This window comes from Streptomyces sp. NPDC006516 (assembly GCF_040611875.1).
Taxonomy (GTDB): domain Bacteria; phylum Actinomycetota; class Actinomycetes; order Streptomycetales; family Streptomycetaceae; genus Streptomyces.
The window spans coordinates 118,408-134,044 of sequence record NZ_JBEXPD010000005.1; the positions used below are offsets into that span (position 1 = coordinate 118,408).

Below are 15,637 nucleotides of genomic sequence, written 5' to 3' on the forward strand. Positions count from 1 at the left end.
GACGGTCCCCGAATGCTCCACGGCCGCGTCGACGGCGCATCCGGACCGCGGTTCGTACCGCGTGCCCGCCTCCGGTGGTGGCATCCTGCCTTCACCAGGTCCAGGCTCGCCCACGGCTTGTGATTGCGATGCGCAGTCACATCGCTTCGACAGCAGGAGTGCGTGCAATGTCCCGCGTGAGGGTCCACAACTTCTCCATCTCCATCGACGGATTCGCCACGGGTGAAGGGCAGAGCCTCGAGACGCCGTTCGGCCACGCCGGCACGCGGCTCCACGAGTGGTTCTTCCCGACCCGGACCTTCCAGCAGATGCTGGGCAAGCCGGGCGGGAGCACCGGGGTGGATGACGCCGTCGCCGGCACCTGGAACGCCGGCATCGGAGCGGAGATCATGGGCCGCAACAAGTTCAGCCCGCACCGCGGACCGTGGGAGAACAACGACTGGAACGGCTGGTGGGGGGCCCATCCGCCCTTCCACACCCCGGTGTTCGTCCTGACCCACCACCCCCGCCCCTCGGTGGAGATGGAGGGCGGCACCACATTCCACTTCATCGACGCCACGCCGCAGGAGGCGCTCCGTCAGGCGCGCGAGGCCGCAGGCGGCTTGGACGTGAGGATCGGTGGCGGGCCGACCACGATCCGCGAGTTCCTCGTCGAAGACCTCATCGATCATCTGCACATCGCTGTCGTCCCGATCGTTCTGGGCCGCGGCGAGCGCCTGTGGGACGGACTCGAAGGACTGGAGAAGCGCTTCCAGGCCGAGTCCGTGACGACCCTCGGGGGCGTGACGCACATGACCTTCACCCGGCCCTAGAGGCCGTCCGCACAGGCAGCGGCCCGCCTCGGTCTCCCACCCCGCCGGCTCCGAAGGCAAGGGCCGACGAGTCCTCCGACCCCTCGTACGGTCCGCAGGAGTCAGCCGCACGGGAGAGGGCCGAGCGCTCCTGTCACCTCGTCTCCTCGGGCACCCTGAGTGTCTCGGCGGCCTCCGACACGCGGTGCATCAGATCGAAGAGCGTCTGCTGCTCACCGGCGGAGAGCGGGCCGAGGAAGACCTGGTTCATCCGGACCGTACGCAGGGCGAGCCGCCGATGGGTACGGACGCCCTCGTCCGTGAGGCGCAGCTGGAAGCGCCGTCCGTCGCCGGGATCGCGCACCTTGTCCAGCAGTTCGCGGCGCAGCAGCCTGCTGACGACCTCGGCGATGGTGGAGCGGTCCAGGCCGACCCGCTCCCCCACCGTCCGCTGGTCGAGACCCGGTTCGGCGGTCAGCGCGTTGAGTACGGCGAACTGGGGCGAGGTGGTCTCCTGCGAGACCATCGCGTTCCACAGCAGGTGGTGCGCCTGCTGAAGGCGCCGGGCCAGGTGCCCGGGGTGGGTGCTCAGGTCGACCGCCTGCACGGCTCCGCCTCTCTGCCGGTCACCGGCCCTCGACACCGGGGACCGAGGTCCCCGCGACCGGAGCCCTCTTCCGGCCAGGTTCCCGAAGATACACAGTGCACTGAGGGTCTTGACCGCGACTGCGCCGTCTGGGTAGCTTCAGGGCCATCGAAATTTACTCAGTGCACTGAGCATTATCAGCTTTCACGGAGCCGTGACATGACCGCACGTGACCTTCCCGCCCAGCCGTTGCCCGACGGATTGACCCAGCAGGAGATCGACGCGGAGGTGGCCAAGGCGCAGGCGGCCGCCCGGCCGGGTGCCGAGCATCCGCCGCGCGACTACCCGCCGTACCGCAGCAGCCACTTCCGCCACCCGCACCGTTCGCTGATCCCCCTGCGCGACCCGGAGGCGGTCGAGCTGTCCGGGCCCGCCTTCGGTGTCACGGACGTGACCTCGCTCGACCGGGACCTCACCGCCCAGCACACCGGCGAGCCGCTCGGCGAGCGGATCACCGTGACCGGCCGCATCCTCGACCGGGCCGGCCGACCCGTGCGGGGGCAGCTCGTCGAGGTCTGGCAGGCCAACGCCTCGGGGCGGTACGCCCACCAGCTCGACCAGCACCCCGCGCCGCTCGACCCGAACTTCACCGGTTTCGGGCGCTGCCTCACCGACGACGACGGCGGGTACTCGTTCACCACCGTCAAGCCGGGTGCCTATCCCTGGCGCAACCACACCAACGCCTGGCGCCCCGCGCACATCCACTTCTCGCTGTTCGGCACGTCGTTCAGCCAGCGGCTCGTCACCCAGATGTACTTCCCCGGGGATCCGCTCCTCCCGTACGACCCGGTGATCCGCTCCGTCACGGATCAGGCCGCGCGGGAGCGTCTGGTCTCCACGTACGACCACGATCTGTCCGTGCCCGAGTGGTCGCTCGGCTACCGCTGGGACATCGTCCTCGACGGTCCGTGCGCCACCTGGACCGAGGAAGGCGACGCCTGATGTCCCACGCCCCGACCCCCTCCCAGACCGTGGGACCGTTCTACGGCTACGCCCTGCCCTTCCCCGGCGGTGGCGAGGTCGCCCCGGCCGGTCACCCCGGCACGATCACCGTGCACGGCTTCGTGCTCGACGGTCAGGGGAACCCGGTGCCCGACGCGATCGTCGAGACCTGGCAGCCCGCGCCCGACGGATCCCGTGCCGGTCTCCCCGGCTCGCTGCGCCACGACCCCGCCACGGGGAAGGTGATCGGGCGCAACGGCGTGGACTTCACCGGTTTCGGCCGGGCACCGACGGACGCGGACGGGCGATGGACCGTGCGTACGCTGCCGCCCGGCGGCGTGCCGTACATCTGTGCCGCCGTCTTCGCGCGAGGGCTGGTCCAGCACCTCTTCACCCGCGTGTACCTCCCGGATCTGCTGGACGCGGAGGCCGGCGCGGGAGACGCGTTGCTGGAGTCGCTGGACGCCGACCGGCGCGCCACACTGATCGCGACACGCACGGACCCGCGCACCTACCGCTTCGACATCCGTCTCCAGGGCGACGGCGAGACGGTCTTCCTGGAGTTCAGCTGATGCACGAGAGCGATGCCGGCCTCCTCGCCCCCGGGCGGGCCGGCTCCCCGGCCGAGGCCGCCACCGGCGATCACGCCTTCCTCCAGGCGATGCTGGACGCCGAGGCGGCTCTCGCCCGGGCCCAGTCCTCCTGCGGGCTCGCCCCGGCCGCGGCCGGGGCGGCGGTCACCGGGGCGGCGGACGCCGACGCGTTCGACGCACGCGAGCTGGCGCTGCGGGCGCGGTCCGGGGGCAATCCCGTGATCCCCCTGGTCGCCGCCCTGTCGGCCGCGGTCGACGAGGACACCAGGCCCTTCGTCCACCGGGGCGCGACCAGCCAGGACATCCTGGACACGGCGGCGATGCTGGTGGCCTCACGCACCCTCGGGCTCGTGCTGGAGGACCTCGGGCGCACCGCCGGCGCACTGGCGCGTCTGGCGGCCGAGCACCGCGACACGCCGATGCCCGGCCGTACCCTGACCCAGCACGCGGTCCCCACCACCTTCGGCCTCAAGGCCGCCGGCTGGAGGTCTCTGGTGCTGGACGCACGGGACCGGCTGACCGCCGTACGGGACGGGCTGCCCGCTCAGCTCGGCGGCGCGGCGGGCACGCTGGCCGCCTTCACCGCCGGCGACGGCGGTGCGGGGCTGGAGCTCGTCACGGCGTACGCGCGGGAACTGGCTCTGGCCGAACCGTCGCTGCCCTGGCACACCCTGCGCACCCCGGTCGCCGACCTGGCCGGAGCCCTCGCCTTCACCGCGGGCGCGCTCGGCAAGGTGGCGGCCGATGTGCTCACCCTCTCCCGTACGGAGATCGGCGAGCTGGCGGAGGGATCCGGCGGCGGCTCCTCCGCCATGCCGCACAAGGCGAATCCGGTCCGCGCCACTCTGGTCGCCGCGGCCGCGCGCCGGGCGCCCGGGGCGGCGGCGACGCTGTACGGCTCGGTCGCCGCTGATGACGAACGGCCCGCCGGTGCCTGGCACGCCGAGTGGGAGCCGCTGCGCGACCTGCTGCGCCTCGTCGGCGGGGCGGCGCGGGACGCCGCAGAGCTGACGGAAGGGCTCAGGGTGTTCCCCGCGGCCATGCGGAACCACCTGGGGCTCACCGGGGGTCTGATCGTCTCCGAGCGGCTGGCCGCCGTCGCCGAGGGCCGGGTGGGCCGCGCCCGCGCCAAGGAGATCCTCACCGAGGCAGCCTTGCGCTCCCGGGACACGGGCAGTCCGCTGGCGGAGGTCCTCGCCGGGGAGCCCGCCTTCGACGGCCTGGACCTCACCGAACTGACCGACCCCGCCCGGTACACCGGCTGCGCCGGACCCCTCACCGACCGCGCTCTGGAGCGCCGATGACCACGACACCCGCCCGACTCCTCCACCACCGCGCCGAAGGGCCGGCGAGCGCGCCGCCGCTGCTGCTCGGCCCGTCGCTCGGCACCTCGACCGCGCTCTGGGACGGGGTCGCCCCCGAACTGTCCGCCGCCCACCGGATCGTGCGGTGGGACCTGCCGGGCCACGGGGGCTCGCCGGCCGACCTGATCGGCCCGGGGGCCTCGGTCGCCGATCTCGGGGCGCTGGTCCTGGAGCTCGCCGACCATCTCGCCCTCGAACGGTTCTCGTACGCGGGGGTCTCCCTGGGCGGCGCGGTGGGCCTCTGGCTCGCGGCCCGTCATCCGGAACGCGTCGACCGGCTGGCCGTCGTCTGTTCCTCCGCCCACTTCGGGGACCCGGGCCCCTGGCGGGAGCGGGCGGCGCTCGTGCGCGCCGAGGGTCTGGGAAAGGTCGCGGAGAGCGCCGCGGGCCGCTGGTTCACGCCCGGGTTCACCGAGCCCCGGCTGCTCGACGACCTGCTGGGCACCGACCCCTCGGCGTACGCCGCGTGCTGCGACGCGCTGGCCGACTGCGATCTGACCCAGGCGCTTTCCGGTGTACGGGCGCCGACACTGGTCATCGCGGGCCGTGAGGACCCCGCGACGCCTCCCGCGCACGCCCGGGAGATCGCCGACGGGATCCCGGACGCGGCGCTCACGGAGCTGCCGCGCGCCTCGCACCTGGCCCCGGCGGAACGCCCCGAGGCGGTGCGGGAGGCACTGCGCGCCCACTTCGCCCCACGGGAACGCGAGAGCGGTACGGCGGTGCGCCGCGAGGTTCTCGGTGACGCTCACGTGGACCGGGCACAGGCGGCGACCACGGCGTTCACGGCGCCTTTCCAGGACTTCATCTCCCGCTACGCCTGGGGCGAGATCTGGACCGACCCGACGCTGTCCCGGCGGGAGCGCAGCCTCATCACGCTGACCGCCCTGGTCGCCCACGGCCACTACGGCGAGCTGGCGATGCATGTCCGCGCCGCGGTCCGCAACGGACTCAGCCCGCGGGAGATCGGCGCGGCGCTCCTGCAGACGGGGGTCTACTGCGGGGTGCCCGCGGCGAACTCGGCGTTCGCGGTGGCCGAGCGGGTGCTGGCGGAGATGGACGCGACGGAGCCGAAGGGCACCGAGTAGTCGCGGGCGGGGCGCCCGGGTCACCGGCGGGGGCGGGCCGGGCGCCGCCGCCCCCGCCCGGCCGAGAGGCTCAGCCGAAGCCGCGGGCGTCCTGCTTGAGGGCGGTGTCCACGGTCAGGGCCGTCGCCACGACCAGGCTGAGCAGCGGCTCCGGCAGCCGGTAGTGGATCTGGAGCACGTAGTTGTCCGCCGTGGTGAACATGGTCTTCGCCAGGCCTTCCCAGGTCTTGGTGATCCGGGCGATCTCGGCGCCGTCGTGGTCCACGATGGCGAAGTTCCAGGCACGCCAGTTCTCCGCCTTGATCGCTCCGACCTGGCGTCCGTCGACCGTCATGGCGAAATTGATCTTGCCGATGGCGTTCTGCTGGACGATCTTGCCGACGGGCTGCCCGTCCGGTCGCTGCACGACGACCCTGGACTTGATGAACTTGGCGGGCCGGGTCAGGAGCAGTTGCGGCTGCCCGTGGGCGTCGCGGATCTCCAGTCGGTGGGTGAGGTACTGGTCGATGCTGGAGACGAACCTGAGCACCTTGCGCAGAGCGCTCTGGCCGACCTGCGCGACCGAACCGACGGTGTTGCCCTGCTGGTCGAAGACGCGGTACTCGTTGGTGACCTCGATCAGCTTGGCCTTCTGGTTCACCACCAGAACCTGCTGGTCGAACAGCGAACCGCCGCCGCCCGGCGTGCCCTGCTGTGGAGCGAACTGCTGAGGGGCGGCCTGCTGCATGGCGGCCTGCTGCGGAACGAACTGCTGCTGCGGGGACGCGGCCTGGGGCTGCGCCTGGGCGGGCGCCTGGGCCGGGTGGGTGTGTTCGGTCCAGCCGGTGCCGTCCCAGTAGCGCAGCAGTTGGGGCGCGCCGTGCGGGTCCGGATGCCAACCCGCAGGTATGTTCGATTGCGTCGTCACCGAGGCACACTATCCTGCCAAGCTGTGGGCCCGGACTCATTGAAGTTTCACGCACCATTACGATGGCGGCGATGACCAGAGACGGCGCGGGGACGGACCGGCGGCGGGGCATGAACAGCCTGCCCGCCGCTCTTGCCTGGGCGCTGATGCTCATGGCCGTGTTCCTCTGCTGTGCGCACACCGCCCCCGCCTCACCCCGCGCCGACGCCCCCTCCGCGGCCGCGGCCCGCGCCTTCACCCCGGTGCCCTCCGCGGCCGTGTCGGTGGTGACGGCCGACGCCCCCGCCGAGCGCGGTGTCGGCAGTTCCTGCCACGGCGCGACGGACCACTCCTCGGCCGTCGTCCTGCCGGGCCCGGCCGCTCCCGCCGCGCTGCCGTGCGGCTCGGCCGCTCCCCGGACCGCCCCGCTCTCCGGCGCCGCGGTCATCCGGGGTCCCTCGAACGACGGCGTGCACGCCGTCGATCATCTGCGTCTTCAGGTCCAGCGGATCTAGAGGCCGGACCTCCGCCGTCCCGCGCAGTGACCGCGCCGGAGGCGGATCTTCCGTACGCCCTCCCCGCGTGCCGCGCCTTCCGCGCACGCCGTCCGCCGAACCCGAGGACCGAGACATGGCTTCCGCCAAGAGCAAGAACAACCCCTCCGCCGCGCGCCGCGCAAAGCTTGAGGAGGCCCGCCGCAAGGAGCGGACCCGCGAGCGCCGCAGCCGCATCATCACCATCACCGCGGCTGTCGCCGTGCTGGCCGCTCTCGTGGCCGGCGGTGGCTACCTGGTGTCGGCCGCCGACGAGAAGGACAAGGCCGAGGAACAGGCCAAGACCTCCCCCGTCACGGGCGAGAAGTCCTGGGACAAGCTGACCCAGAACCACGTCGAGAAGGCCGTCGACTACCCGATGAACCCGCCCGTCGGCGGTGACCACAACCCGGTGTGGATGAACTGCGACGCCGACGTCTACACCGAGGCGATACCGAACGAGAACGCCGTCCACTCGCTGGAGCACGGCGCGGTCTGGGTCACGTACAACGAGAAGGCGAAGGACGCCGACGTCAAGGCGCTGGCGGAGCGCGTCGGCAAGACGCCCTACTCGCTGATGAGCCCCGTGGCCGACCAGAAGGACCCGCTGATGCTCAGCGCCTGGGGCAAGCAGCTCACGGTGAAGAGCGCCACCGACAAGCGCGTGGCGCAGTTCTTCACGAAGTACGTCCAGGGCGCGCAGACCCCCGAGCCGGGCGCCGCCTGCTCCGGCGGGGTCGCCAAGTGACCTCCTCCGCGCGCGCTTCCCGGCCCTTGGTATGGGCGGGAGCCGTGGTGTTCGTGGTGGCGGTGGGGCTCGTCCTGCTGATGGTGGTCCGGCCCTCGGCGGCATCGCCCTCCGACGCCGGCTCCGGCACGTCCTCCGCCGCTCCTGCGGAGGCCTCGGCCGACGTCGGGTTCGCCCGGGACATGTCGGTCCACCACCAGCAGGCGGTGGAGATGGCGTTCATCGTCCGGGACCGCACCGAGGACGAGGACGTACGGCGGCTCGCGTACGACATCATCAACACCCAGGCCAACCAGCGGGGCATGATGCTGGGCTGGCTGGAGTCGTGGGGCAGGCCCAAGAGCTCGGACCGGCCGCCCATGGAGTGGATGGGCCACCCGGCCGCACCGGACGACGGTTCCCTGATGCCGGGCATGGCGACCGACACCCAGCTGGACCGGCTTCGCTCGGCCGAGGGCAGGGACGCCGAGGTGCTGTTCCTGCGGCTGATGACCGTCCACCACCGCGCGGGCGCCGACATGGCGCAGGCTGCGGCCGCTTCGGCGGACACGGACGAGATCAGAGGGCTGGCGGCGGGCATGGCCCGCGCGCAGGAGTCGGAGATCTCGCTCATGGCGGACATGCTGGAGGCCAGGGGCGCGAAGCCCTGAGCCGTCGGGGGCGCGGGGTGTTCGGGTCCGGTGGCGATCGTCGCCACCGGACCCGGGCGCCACCCCCGCGTCGCAGGACCCGGCACCGCCCGGCGGCACCGGCCCGACACCAGCCGCGACACCGGGAATTCACCTGCCGCCCATGTCCCGCCCACGGGTGTGACACCGGAACACCGCCCCGCAGCCCGACACTTCCTGACGAGTCATGGACATGTCCCTCTCACGACAGGAAGCATCCGTGCGCATGCACCGCTCCCCTCGCCTGGCGGCCACCGCTCTCCTCGGCACCGCGCTGATCACCCTCGTACCGCTGTCGCCCGCCCACGCCCGGTCGTTGCCGGCCGTGGGCGCGACGGCGGAGACGGCCGCGCTGTACGACGACGAGGCGGGTGGCAACGCCAACGCCGACGACCCGGCGATCTGGCGCGACGACGCGGACCCCGGCCGCAGCCTGGTCGTCGCCACCGCGAAGGAGGGCGGGCTCCGGGTCTACGGCCTGGACGCCTCCCTGGTCCAGTCCCTCCCGGCACCCTCGTCCGGCGCGGAGGACGACGCTCCGGGCCGGTTCAACAACGTCGATCTCCTCAGTGGCCTCCGCACCCCGGCGGGCCGCACCGATGTGGCCGTGGTGAGCGACCGGGGCAACGACCGCCTCCGGATCTACCGCATCGACCCCTCGCAGCCCGGCGGCCCGCTGAAGGACGTCACCGACCCCGCCGCGGCCCCCGTCTTCTCGTCGGACCAGGCCGAGATCAACGAGCAGCGGACCGCGTACGGCCTCGCCACCTGGCAGGACCGCGCCACCGGTCGCTCGTACGCGCTCGTCAGCCGCCGCAACACCACCGACCTCGCCCTGCTGGAGCTGCGTCCGACCGCGTCGGGCACCGTGGGTTACAGCCTGGTGCGCACGCTCTCGCTGCCCTCGTCGTTCCGGCTCCCGGACGGCACCTCGTGGACGCCGTGCGGTGAGCCCGGCGAGCTTCCGCAGGTCGAGGGAATGGTCGTCGACCCGGCGAACGGCATGCTGTACGCCGGCCAGGAGGACGTCGGCATCTGGCGTCTGCCCGCCGGCCTGAACGGGCGCCCGGTCCTGGTGGACAAGGTCAGGGAGTACGGCGTCCCCGGGACGTACGACCCGGAGACCGAGGAGTGCGCACCCGGCGCGGACCCGGGCTTCGGCGGCGAGCGGCTGGCGGCGGACGTGGAGGGGCTGACCCTGCTCCAGGAGTCCGGCGGGGACGGCTACCTCTTCGCGTCGGGCCAGGGCGACAACAGCTTCGCCCTGTACGACCGTGAGGTGTCCGACGCCAACGAGTACGAGGGCGGCTTCCGCGTCACCGCCGTGTCGGCCGACCTCGACGGCAGCGAGGAGTGCGACGGGGCCGCCGTGCTCGACAAGCCTCTGGGCTCCCGCTACCCGCGCGGTCTGCTGGTGGTCCAGGACGGGCACGAGACCTCCGCGACCGGCATCGAGGAGGACCGTGAGGCGACCGGCTTCAAGTTCGTCGACCTGGGCGCGGTGAAGGACGCCGCTGACCTGTAGCGCTGCCGGCGGGCGGGGGCGGGTGTCTCACTCCTGCCCCCGCTTCGCGGCCTGGATCTGCTCGTACACGTGGGTGCGCAGCTCGGCGAAGCGGGGAAGGACCCGGGTGCGCAACTGGTCACGCTCGTCGGGCAGATCGATCGTCACCTGCTCCCGGACCACGGTCGGCGCCCCGGACAGGACCAGCACCCGCTGCCCCAGATAGACCGCCTCGTCGATGTCGTGCGTGACGAAGAGCACGGTCACCCCCAGCTCCTGCCACAGCCCGCGCACCAGGTCCTCGAGATCGGCGCGGGTCTGGGCGTCCACTGCGGCGAACGGCTCGTCCATCAGCAGGACTTCCGGCTCGTAGGCGATCGCCCGCGCGATCGCGACTCGCTGCTGCATGCCGCCGGAGAGCTGCCAGGGATAGGCTCCGCCGGCGTCCGCGAGGCCGACGGACGCGAGGGAACGCTCGACGAGTTCGTGCTTCCGCGCCTTGCTGAGCCCTTTCTTCCCGCGCAGCGGCAGGCCCACGTTGTCCCGCACCCGCATCCACGGGAACAGGCTGCGTCCGTACTCCTGGAAGACGACGGCCATCCCGGGCGGCGGGCCGGTGACGGGCCTGCCGTTCAGCCGGATCTCGCCGGTCGTGGGCGGGAGCAGCCCGGCGACGCACTTCAGCAGGGTCGTCTTGCCGCAGCCGGAGGGGCCGACCAGGCAGGCCAGTTCGCCCGGTGCGAGGGTGAAGGTCAGATCGCGCACCGCTTCGACACGGCGGTCCTGCCCCTCGTAGACCTTGTGCAGTGCCCTCACGTCGAGCATGTGCCGCGGTTCCCGCACGGCGGGGGCCTGCACGACGGGATTCTTCACACCGGGGTCCTTCACGTCGGGGTTCGCACCGGGGTCGTTCATGGCTGCCTCCGGGAGGCGCGCAGGCCGTGGTACCAGGCGAGGGCGCGACGCTCGACGAGCTGGAAGAGCACGGAGAGCAGGAAGCCGAGAAGACCGAGCAGGATGATGCCGCTCCACATCTCGGGGATGGCGAAGCTGCGCTGGAACTGCACGACGGCGAAGCCGAGACCGTTGCTCGCGGCGAACATCTCGCTGATCACCATCAGGATGATCCCGAGCGAGAGCGCCTGGCGAAGTCCCGTGAAGATCTGCGGACTTGACGAGCGCAGCAGCAGGTGGCGGAGCCGGATGCCGCCTCGCAGACCGTATGCACGGGCGGTGTCGCTCAGGACTGGGTCGACGGCCCGCACACCCTCGACGGTGTTGAGCAGGATCGGCCAGACGCAGCCGCTCGCGATGACCACGATCTTCATCGTGTCCCCGATGCCGGCGAACAGCATGATGACGGGGACGAGGACCGGCGGGGGCACGGCCCGCAGGAATTCGAGCACGGGCTCGGTCACGGCCCGCACCCGTCTGTACGAGCCGATGACGATCCCGGCGGTCACTCCGGCGACGGCCGCGACGGCGAATCCGGCGAGCAGGCGCAGGATGCTGGGCAGGACGTCGGCGGTGATCCTCTCCCAGGTCCAGACGTCACCGAAGGCGGAGAGGATGGTGCGCAGCGGCGGGGAGTAGATCTCGGTCCCGGAGTCGGAGACCACCCACCAGACGGTGAACAGGACGGCCGGCAGCCCGAGGGTGAACAGCACCTGGGCGAGGACGCGCCTCATACGGCGGCCTCGCCCCGGACCGACTGGTGCCAGGCGAGCGCACGGCGCTCCACGGCACGCGCCCCGACGTTGACGATCAGCCCGAGCAGACCGGTGACGACCACCAGGGCGTACATGTCGGGGACGGCCTGGGAGGTCTGCGCGACCGCGATCCGCGACCCCAGCCCCGGGGATCCGATGACGAGTTCGGCGGTGACGGCGAGGATCAGCGCGACGGAGGCGGCGAGCCGGATGCCCGTCATGACGTACGGCAGCGCTGTGGGCCAGACGACATGACGGATGCGGGCCCGGGCGGAGAGGCCGTAGCTGCGGGCCGTCTCGTCGGCGACCGGGTCGACGTCCTGGGCCCCGTACAGCACCTGGACGAGGATCTGCCAGAAGGCCGCGTAGACGACCAGGAGCAGGGTGGAGCGCAGATCGGTGCCGTAGAGAAGGACGGCGAGCGGGATGAGGGCCACCGAGGGGATGGGGCGCAGGAATTCGATCGTGGAGGCGGTGGCCCGTCGCAGATTGGGGACGCCGTTGATGACGGTGCCGGCGGCGACGCCCAGCACCGTGGCGATCAGCAGGCCCACGGACCAGCCGGTGAGCGTCTCGCCGAGTGCCGCCCAGAACGCGGCGTCCGCGAACTCGTCCGCGAGCGCCCCGGCGATGCGGCTGGTGGGCGGCAGGTAGTCGGACGAGACCAGGCCGGTACGCGGGACGGCTTCGACGAGGGCGAGGAAACCGGCCAGCCCGGCGAGACCGAGCAGGGCGTCGGTCACCCCGGGCCGGATGCCCCGGACGCGTGCCACAGAGGCCTTCGGTGACGTTTCGGTCGTCACGGCAGCAGCTCGTCCAGGTCCGGGGCGGCGGAGAAGAGGCCGTCCTCCCTGCCGAGCTTGCCGAGGGTCTCCAGGGATGCGCGGTTGGGCTCGACCGGCCACTTCGGCAGGGTCATCTTCTGGAGGGTCGCCTCGGGGATCTTGGTGTAGGTGGTGAGGATCTCGCGGACCTCGTCGGGGTGGCTGTCGGCGTAGGCGAGGGACTCCCGGGTCGCCTCCTGGAACTTCTTCACCAGGTCGGGATTCTGCTCGGCGTACCGCTGCGCGGTGAAGTAGAGGGCGACGGTCAGATCCGGAGCGAGGTCGACGAAGTTCGACGCGATGACGCGGCCGCCCTTGGACTTGACGGTGGCGAGCGCGGGTTCGACGACCCAGGCGGCGTCGACCTGTCCGCCGTCGAGCGCGGCGGACATCTGGTCGAAGGGGAGCTCCACGAATTCGACCTTCGAGGGGTCTCCGCCCGCCTTTCGGACCGACTCCCGCACGGACGTGTCGCCGATGTTCTTGAGGGTGTTGACGGCGACCTTCTTGCCCGCGAGGTCCTTGGCGGTCTTCAGCGGGCTGTCGCGTTTCACCACGATGCCGGCGAAGTCCGCGCCGTCCTCGCCGGTCGAGGCGACGCCGTTGGCGACGGCCTTCACGGGTACGTCCTTGTCCGCGGCGATCATCAGCGAGGTAACGTTGGAGAAGCCGAACTGGAACTGGCCGCTGACCACCCCGGGCACGATCGCCGCGCCGCCCTGGGCGCCCACCAGGGTCAGATCGATGCCTCGCTCGCTGTAGAAGCCCTTCTCCTTGCCCAGGTAGACGGGTGCGACGTCCACGATGGGAATGACGCCCACCTTGACGGCGGTCTTCCCGTCCTTCGACGAGGTGGACGGGTCCGACGATCCGCAGGCGGCCGTCGTGGAAGCCACGAGCGCGGCGGTGAATCCGACAAGCAGACGACGCATGGTGCCCCCAGGGTGACGATGGCGCCCGGCACGGTGTGCGGAGCCCGAACGGCGGTTCCCTGCGAGAACATAGGGTCGCCCACCGAGAGGGGTCAACGGTCGTACACAGAGATATCACCCTTGCTCTCAAGGGTTTCTGACTGCATGTCAGCTCCGTTGACGCCTCCATGGCAGCCGCCTACCGTGCACATGGCGCACAGCTGTGCGCGTTCTCGCACATGGGGGCGGTCGATGGGTGGACAGGCGCGGGAGCCGTACTTCGTGCGTTCCTTCGAGCGCGGCCTGTCCGTCATCCGCGCCTTCGACGTGGACCGGCCGGAGCTCAGCCTGAGCGAGGTGGCACGGGTCTGCGACCTCACACGCGCCGCCGCCCGCCGGTTCCTGCTGACGCTCGTCGACCTGGGATACGTCCACACCGACGGGCGGCTCTTCCGGCTCACCCCTCGCGTGCTCGAACTGGGCTACGCCTACGTGTCCAGCTACTCCCTGCCCCGGGTGGCGGAGCCACATCTGGAGAGGCTCGTCGCGGAGGTGCGCGAGTCGTCGTCGCTGTGCGTGCTGGACGGTGACGACATCGTGTACCTGGTGCGGGTACCGACCGCCCGGATCATGACGGCGTCCATCACGGTGGGCACCCGCTTCCCCGCCCTGGTGACGTCGGTCGGCCGGGTGCTCGTCGCGCATCTGCCGGAGGAGGAGATCGAGCCGCGGGTACGGCGCGCGCGGATCGACCCGCCCACGGACCGCACGGTGGTCGCGCCCGAGCCGCTCCTCCAGGAGCTGGCCCGGGTCCGCAGGCAGGGCCACGCCATCGTCGACCAGGAGCTTGAGGAGGGGCTGCGTTCGGTGGCGGCCCCCGTCCGCGACCGGGAGGGGACGGTGGTCGCGGCGGTGAACATCCCCGTGCACGCGAGCCGGAACTCGGTCGATTCGATCAGGCGCGACCTCCTGCCGCCGCTGCTGGCCACGGCGGCCCGGATCGAGGCGGACCTCAGGGTCGTGCCGCAGGAGGCCACTCGCACCCGGTGACAGCGGGGCACGGTGCGACGGGCGTGACCGGGGCCCCGCGTGAGGAGCCCCTTCTCGGGTCCGTACAGATGTGCGCCATCGCATAGGCTCGTCGGCGATATGAAGAGCTACCTCACGCCCCTGGGGTCCAAGGCCGACAAGGACACCGTGCGGCGCCACAACCTGAGCCTGGTGCTGCGCGCCGTACGGGACGAGGGCGAGGCCGGTGAGGCGACCCGGGCCGGAGTCTCCGCCCGGGTGGGGCTCACCCGGGCCGCCGTGTCCTCCCTGGTCGAACAGCTGCTGGACAGCGGCTTCGTCACCGAGTCGGGCAAGACGTTCAGCGGACAGGCCGGGCGCCCCGGTACGGCCCTGAAGGTGGCCCGCACCGGGCCCGCCGGACTCGGTGTGGAGGTCAACATCGATTACGTGTCGGTGTGCGTCGTGGACCTCGCGGGAACCGGCCGGGTCCGGCAGACCGAGCATCTGGACAACCGGGGAGCCCCGCCCGAAGAGGTACTGGCCAGGGCCGCGGGCATCGCGGCCCGCACCCTGGACTCGGCGCGGGAACAGGACCTCTACCCGGTGGGGACGGCGCTCGCTCTGCCGGGTCTCGTGTCGGGCGGCTCGGTTCGCCAGGCGCCGAACCTGGGCTGGAACCAGGTCGCGGCGGAGGAGCTGTTCGCCGACGCGCTCGCCGCGCAGCGCCCCGCGACGGCTCGGCTGCCGGTGCGCTCGGAGAACGAGGCGAATCTCGCGGCGCTGGCCGAGCTGTGGTTCGGCGGCCTGGACACGGTCCGCAGCTTCCTCTACCTGACCGGCGAGATCGGTGTCGGTGGCGCCCTCGTCCTCGACGGCGAGCTGCTGCGCGGAGCGCACGGCTTCGCCGGGGAGATCGGGCACGTGGTGGTGGACCCGGCGGGCCCCGAGTGCCGCTGCGGATCGCGCGGCTGCCTGGAGCAGTACGCCGGCCAGTCCGCCCTGCTGCGGGCGGCAGGCATCGACGAGGCGGGCGGCGGGGCCGCCGGGGTGATGGAGCTGGAGCGCCGGGCACAGGCGGGTGACCCTGTGGCCCTGGCCGCCGTGGCCGACGCCGGCCGGATGCTGGGGCAGGTGCTGTCCGGCGCGGTGAATCTGTTCGACCCTGACGCCGTGGTGCTCGGCGGGATATACCGGAGCCTGATGCCCTGGCTCTCGCCGCCCGCCGACGAGGAGCTGACGGGACGCGTGGTGTCCGGCCTCTGGTCCCGGGGCGGCGGCAGGCTGCGCGCGTCGTCCGTCGCGGGTGACGCGGCCCGGGGCGCGGCGGCCCTGGTGGTGCAGGACGTGCTGGCCGACCCGGTCGCGTACGCCCGGCCGGCTCCGGCCACGGACGCCTGAGACGCCTGAGGGCAGAGCTAC

Annotated in this window: 17 protein-coding genes; 11 read left to right on the forward strand and 6 right to left on the reverse strand. The window is 72.1% G+C overall.

Annotated features, from left to right (window positions below):
- The first annotated feature begins 167 nt into the window (after positions 1-167).
- Positions 168-812 carry a dihydrofolate reductase family protein gene (locus ABZY45_RS16965; RefSeq protein ID WP_356740660.1) on the forward strand — a complete coding sequence of 215 codons (645 nt, stop codon included), beginning with the start codon at positions 168-170 and terminating at the stop codon, positions 810-812.
- 133 nt (positions 813-945) lie between these two features.
- Here ABZY45_RS16965 and ABZY45_RS16970 read toward each other — a convergent pair whose 3' ends face one another.
- Positions 946-1,398: a MarR family transcriptional regulator gene (locus ABZY45_RS16970; RefSeq protein WP_356740662.1), complete on the reverse strand. Its 453-nt coding sequence runs from the start codon at positions 1,396-1,398 to the stop codon at positions 946-948.
- Positions 1,399-1,596: 198 nt separating this feature from the next.
- Between ABZY45_RS16970 and pcaH the strand changes: the two genes are divergently transcribed.
- The 4 genes from pcaH to pcaD are packed head-to-tail and all read left to right on the forward strand — an operon-like array spanning position 1,597 to position 5,424.
- Complete coding sequence (gene pcaH, locus ABZY45_RS16975; protein ID WP_356740664.1) at positions 1,597-2,379, forward strand: protocatechuate 3,4-dioxygenase subunit beta; 783 nt, start codon at positions 1,597-1,599, stop codon at positions 2,377-2,379.
- A complete protein-coding gene (gene pcaG / locus ABZY45_RS16980) occupies positions 2,379-2,951 on the forward strand; it encodes a protocatechuate 3,4-dioxygenase subunit alpha (protein WP_356740666.1) in 573 nt (190 codons plus the stop codon). Before pcaH ends, pcaG begins: the two co-directional genes overlap by 1 nt.
- Positions 2,951-4,276 (forward strand): 3-carboxy-cis,cis-muconate cycloisomerase, encoded by a 1,326-nt coding sequence (gene pcaB / locus ABZY45_RS16985; RefSeq protein WP_356740668.1) that lies wholly within the window; start codon positions 2,951-2,953, stop codon positions 4,274-4,276. Before pcaG ends, pcaB begins: the two co-directional genes overlap by 1 nt.
- Positions 4,273-5,424 carry a 3-oxoadipate enol-lactonase gene (gene pcaD, locus ABZY45_RS16990; RefSeq protein WP_356740670.1) on the forward strand — a complete coding sequence of 384 codons (1,152 nt, stop codon included), beginning with the start codon at positions 4,273-4,275 and terminating at the stop codon, positions 5,422-5,424. Before pcaB ends, pcaD begins: the two co-directional genes overlap by 4 nt.
- A 70-nt stretch (positions 5,425-5,494) precedes the next feature.
- Here the strand turns inward: pcaD and ABZY45_RS16995 are convergent, their stop codons facing one another.
- The gene (locus ABZY45_RS16995) at positions 5,495-6,331 is read right to left on the reverse strand and encodes a phospholipid scramblase-related protein (RefSeq protein WP_356740672.1); all 837 of its coding nucleotides are present in this window, start codon (positions 6,329-6,331) and stop codon (positions 5,495-5,497) included.
- Positions 6,332-6,402: 71 nt separating this feature from the next.
- On the opposite strand from ABZY45_RS16995, the gene ABZY45_RS17000 reads away from it, so the two are divergent.
- From ABZY45_RS17000 to ABZY45_RS17015, 4 genes are all read left to right on the forward strand, one after another.
- On the forward strand, positions 6,403-6,825 hold the full coding sequence (locus tag ABZY45_RS17000) for a hypothetical protein (protein WP_356740673.1): 423 nt from the start codon (positions 6,403-6,405) through the stop codon (positions 6,823-6,825).
- 115 nt (positions 6,826-6,940) lie between these two features.
- The gene (locus ABZY45_RS17005) at positions 6,941-7,591 is read left to right on the forward strand and encodes a DUF3105 domain-containing protein (RefSeq protein ID WP_356740675.1); all 651 of its coding nucleotides are present in this window, start codon (positions 6,941-6,943) and stop codon (positions 7,589-7,591) included.
- On the forward strand, positions 7,588-8,241 hold the full coding sequence (locus ABZY45_RS17010) for a DUF305 domain-containing protein (protein ID WP_356740677.1): 654 nt from the start codon (positions 7,588-7,590) through the stop codon (positions 8,239-8,241). Before ABZY45_RS17005 ends, ABZY45_RS17010 begins: the two co-directional genes overlap by 4 nt.
- A 244-nt stretch (positions 8,242-8,485) precedes the next feature.
- A complete protein-coding gene (locus ABZY45_RS17015) occupies positions 8,486-9,784 on the forward strand; it encodes a phytase (protein ID WP_356740679.1) in 1,299 nt (432 codons plus the stop codon).
- A 27-nt stretch (positions 9,785-9,811) separates the two neighbouring features.
- Here the strand turns inward: ABZY45_RS17015 and ABZY45_RS17020 are convergent, their stop codons facing one another.
- The 4 genes from ABZY45_RS17020 to ABZY45_RS17035 all read right to left on the reverse strand — a co-directional run bounded on the left by ABZY45_RS17020 (position 9,812) and on the right by ABZY45_RS17035 (position 13,228).
- Positions 9,812-10,588 (reverse strand): ABC transporter ATP-binding protein, encoded by a 777-nt coding sequence (locus ABZY45_RS17020; RefSeq protein WP_356741079.1) that lies wholly within the window; start codon positions 10,586-10,588, stop codon positions 9,812-9,814.
- 86 nt (positions 10,589-10,674) lie between these two features.
- The gene (locus ABZY45_RS17025; RefSeq protein ID WP_356740681.1) at positions 10,675-11,451 is read right to left on the reverse strand and encodes an ABC transporter permease subunit; all 777 of its coding nucleotides are present in this window, start codon (positions 11,449-11,451) and stop codon (positions 10,675-10,677) included.
- Positions 11,448-12,215 carry an ABC transporter permease gene (locus tag ABZY45_RS17030; protein ID WP_356741081.1) on the reverse strand — a complete coding sequence of 256 codons (768 nt, stop codon included), beginning with the start codon at positions 12,213-12,215 and terminating at the stop codon, positions 11,448-11,450. The genes ABZY45_RS17025 and ABZY45_RS17030 overlap by 4 nt, the downstream gene beginning before the upstream one ends.
- Positions 12,216-12,271: 56 nt before the next feature.
- Positions 12,272-13,228 carry an ABC transporter substrate-binding protein gene (locus ABZY45_RS17035; RefSeq protein ID WP_356740683.1) on the reverse strand — a complete coding sequence of 319 codons (957 nt, stop codon included), beginning with the start codon at positions 13,226-13,228 and terminating at the stop codon, positions 12,272-12,274.
- A gap of 231 nt (positions 13,229-13,459) precedes the next feature.
- Between ABZY45_RS17035 and ABZY45_RS17040 the strand changes: the two genes are divergently transcribed.
- Both ABZY45_RS17040 and ABZY45_RS17045 read left to right on the forward strand, forming a co-directional pair.
- Positions 13,460-14,257 carry an IclR family transcriptional regulator C-terminal domain-containing protein gene (locus tag ABZY45_RS17040; RefSeq protein ID WP_356740685.1) on the forward strand — a complete coding sequence of 266 codons (798 nt, stop codon included), beginning with the start codon at positions 13,460-13,462 and terminating at the stop codon, positions 14,255-14,257.
- A gap of 99 nt (positions 14,258-14,356) precedes the next feature.
- Complete coding sequence (locus ABZY45_RS17045) at positions 14,357-15,616, forward strand: ROK family protein (protein ID WP_356740687.1); 1,260 nt, start codon at positions 14,357-14,359, stop codon at positions 15,614-15,616.
- Positions 15,617-15,637 lie beyond the last annotated feature (21 nt).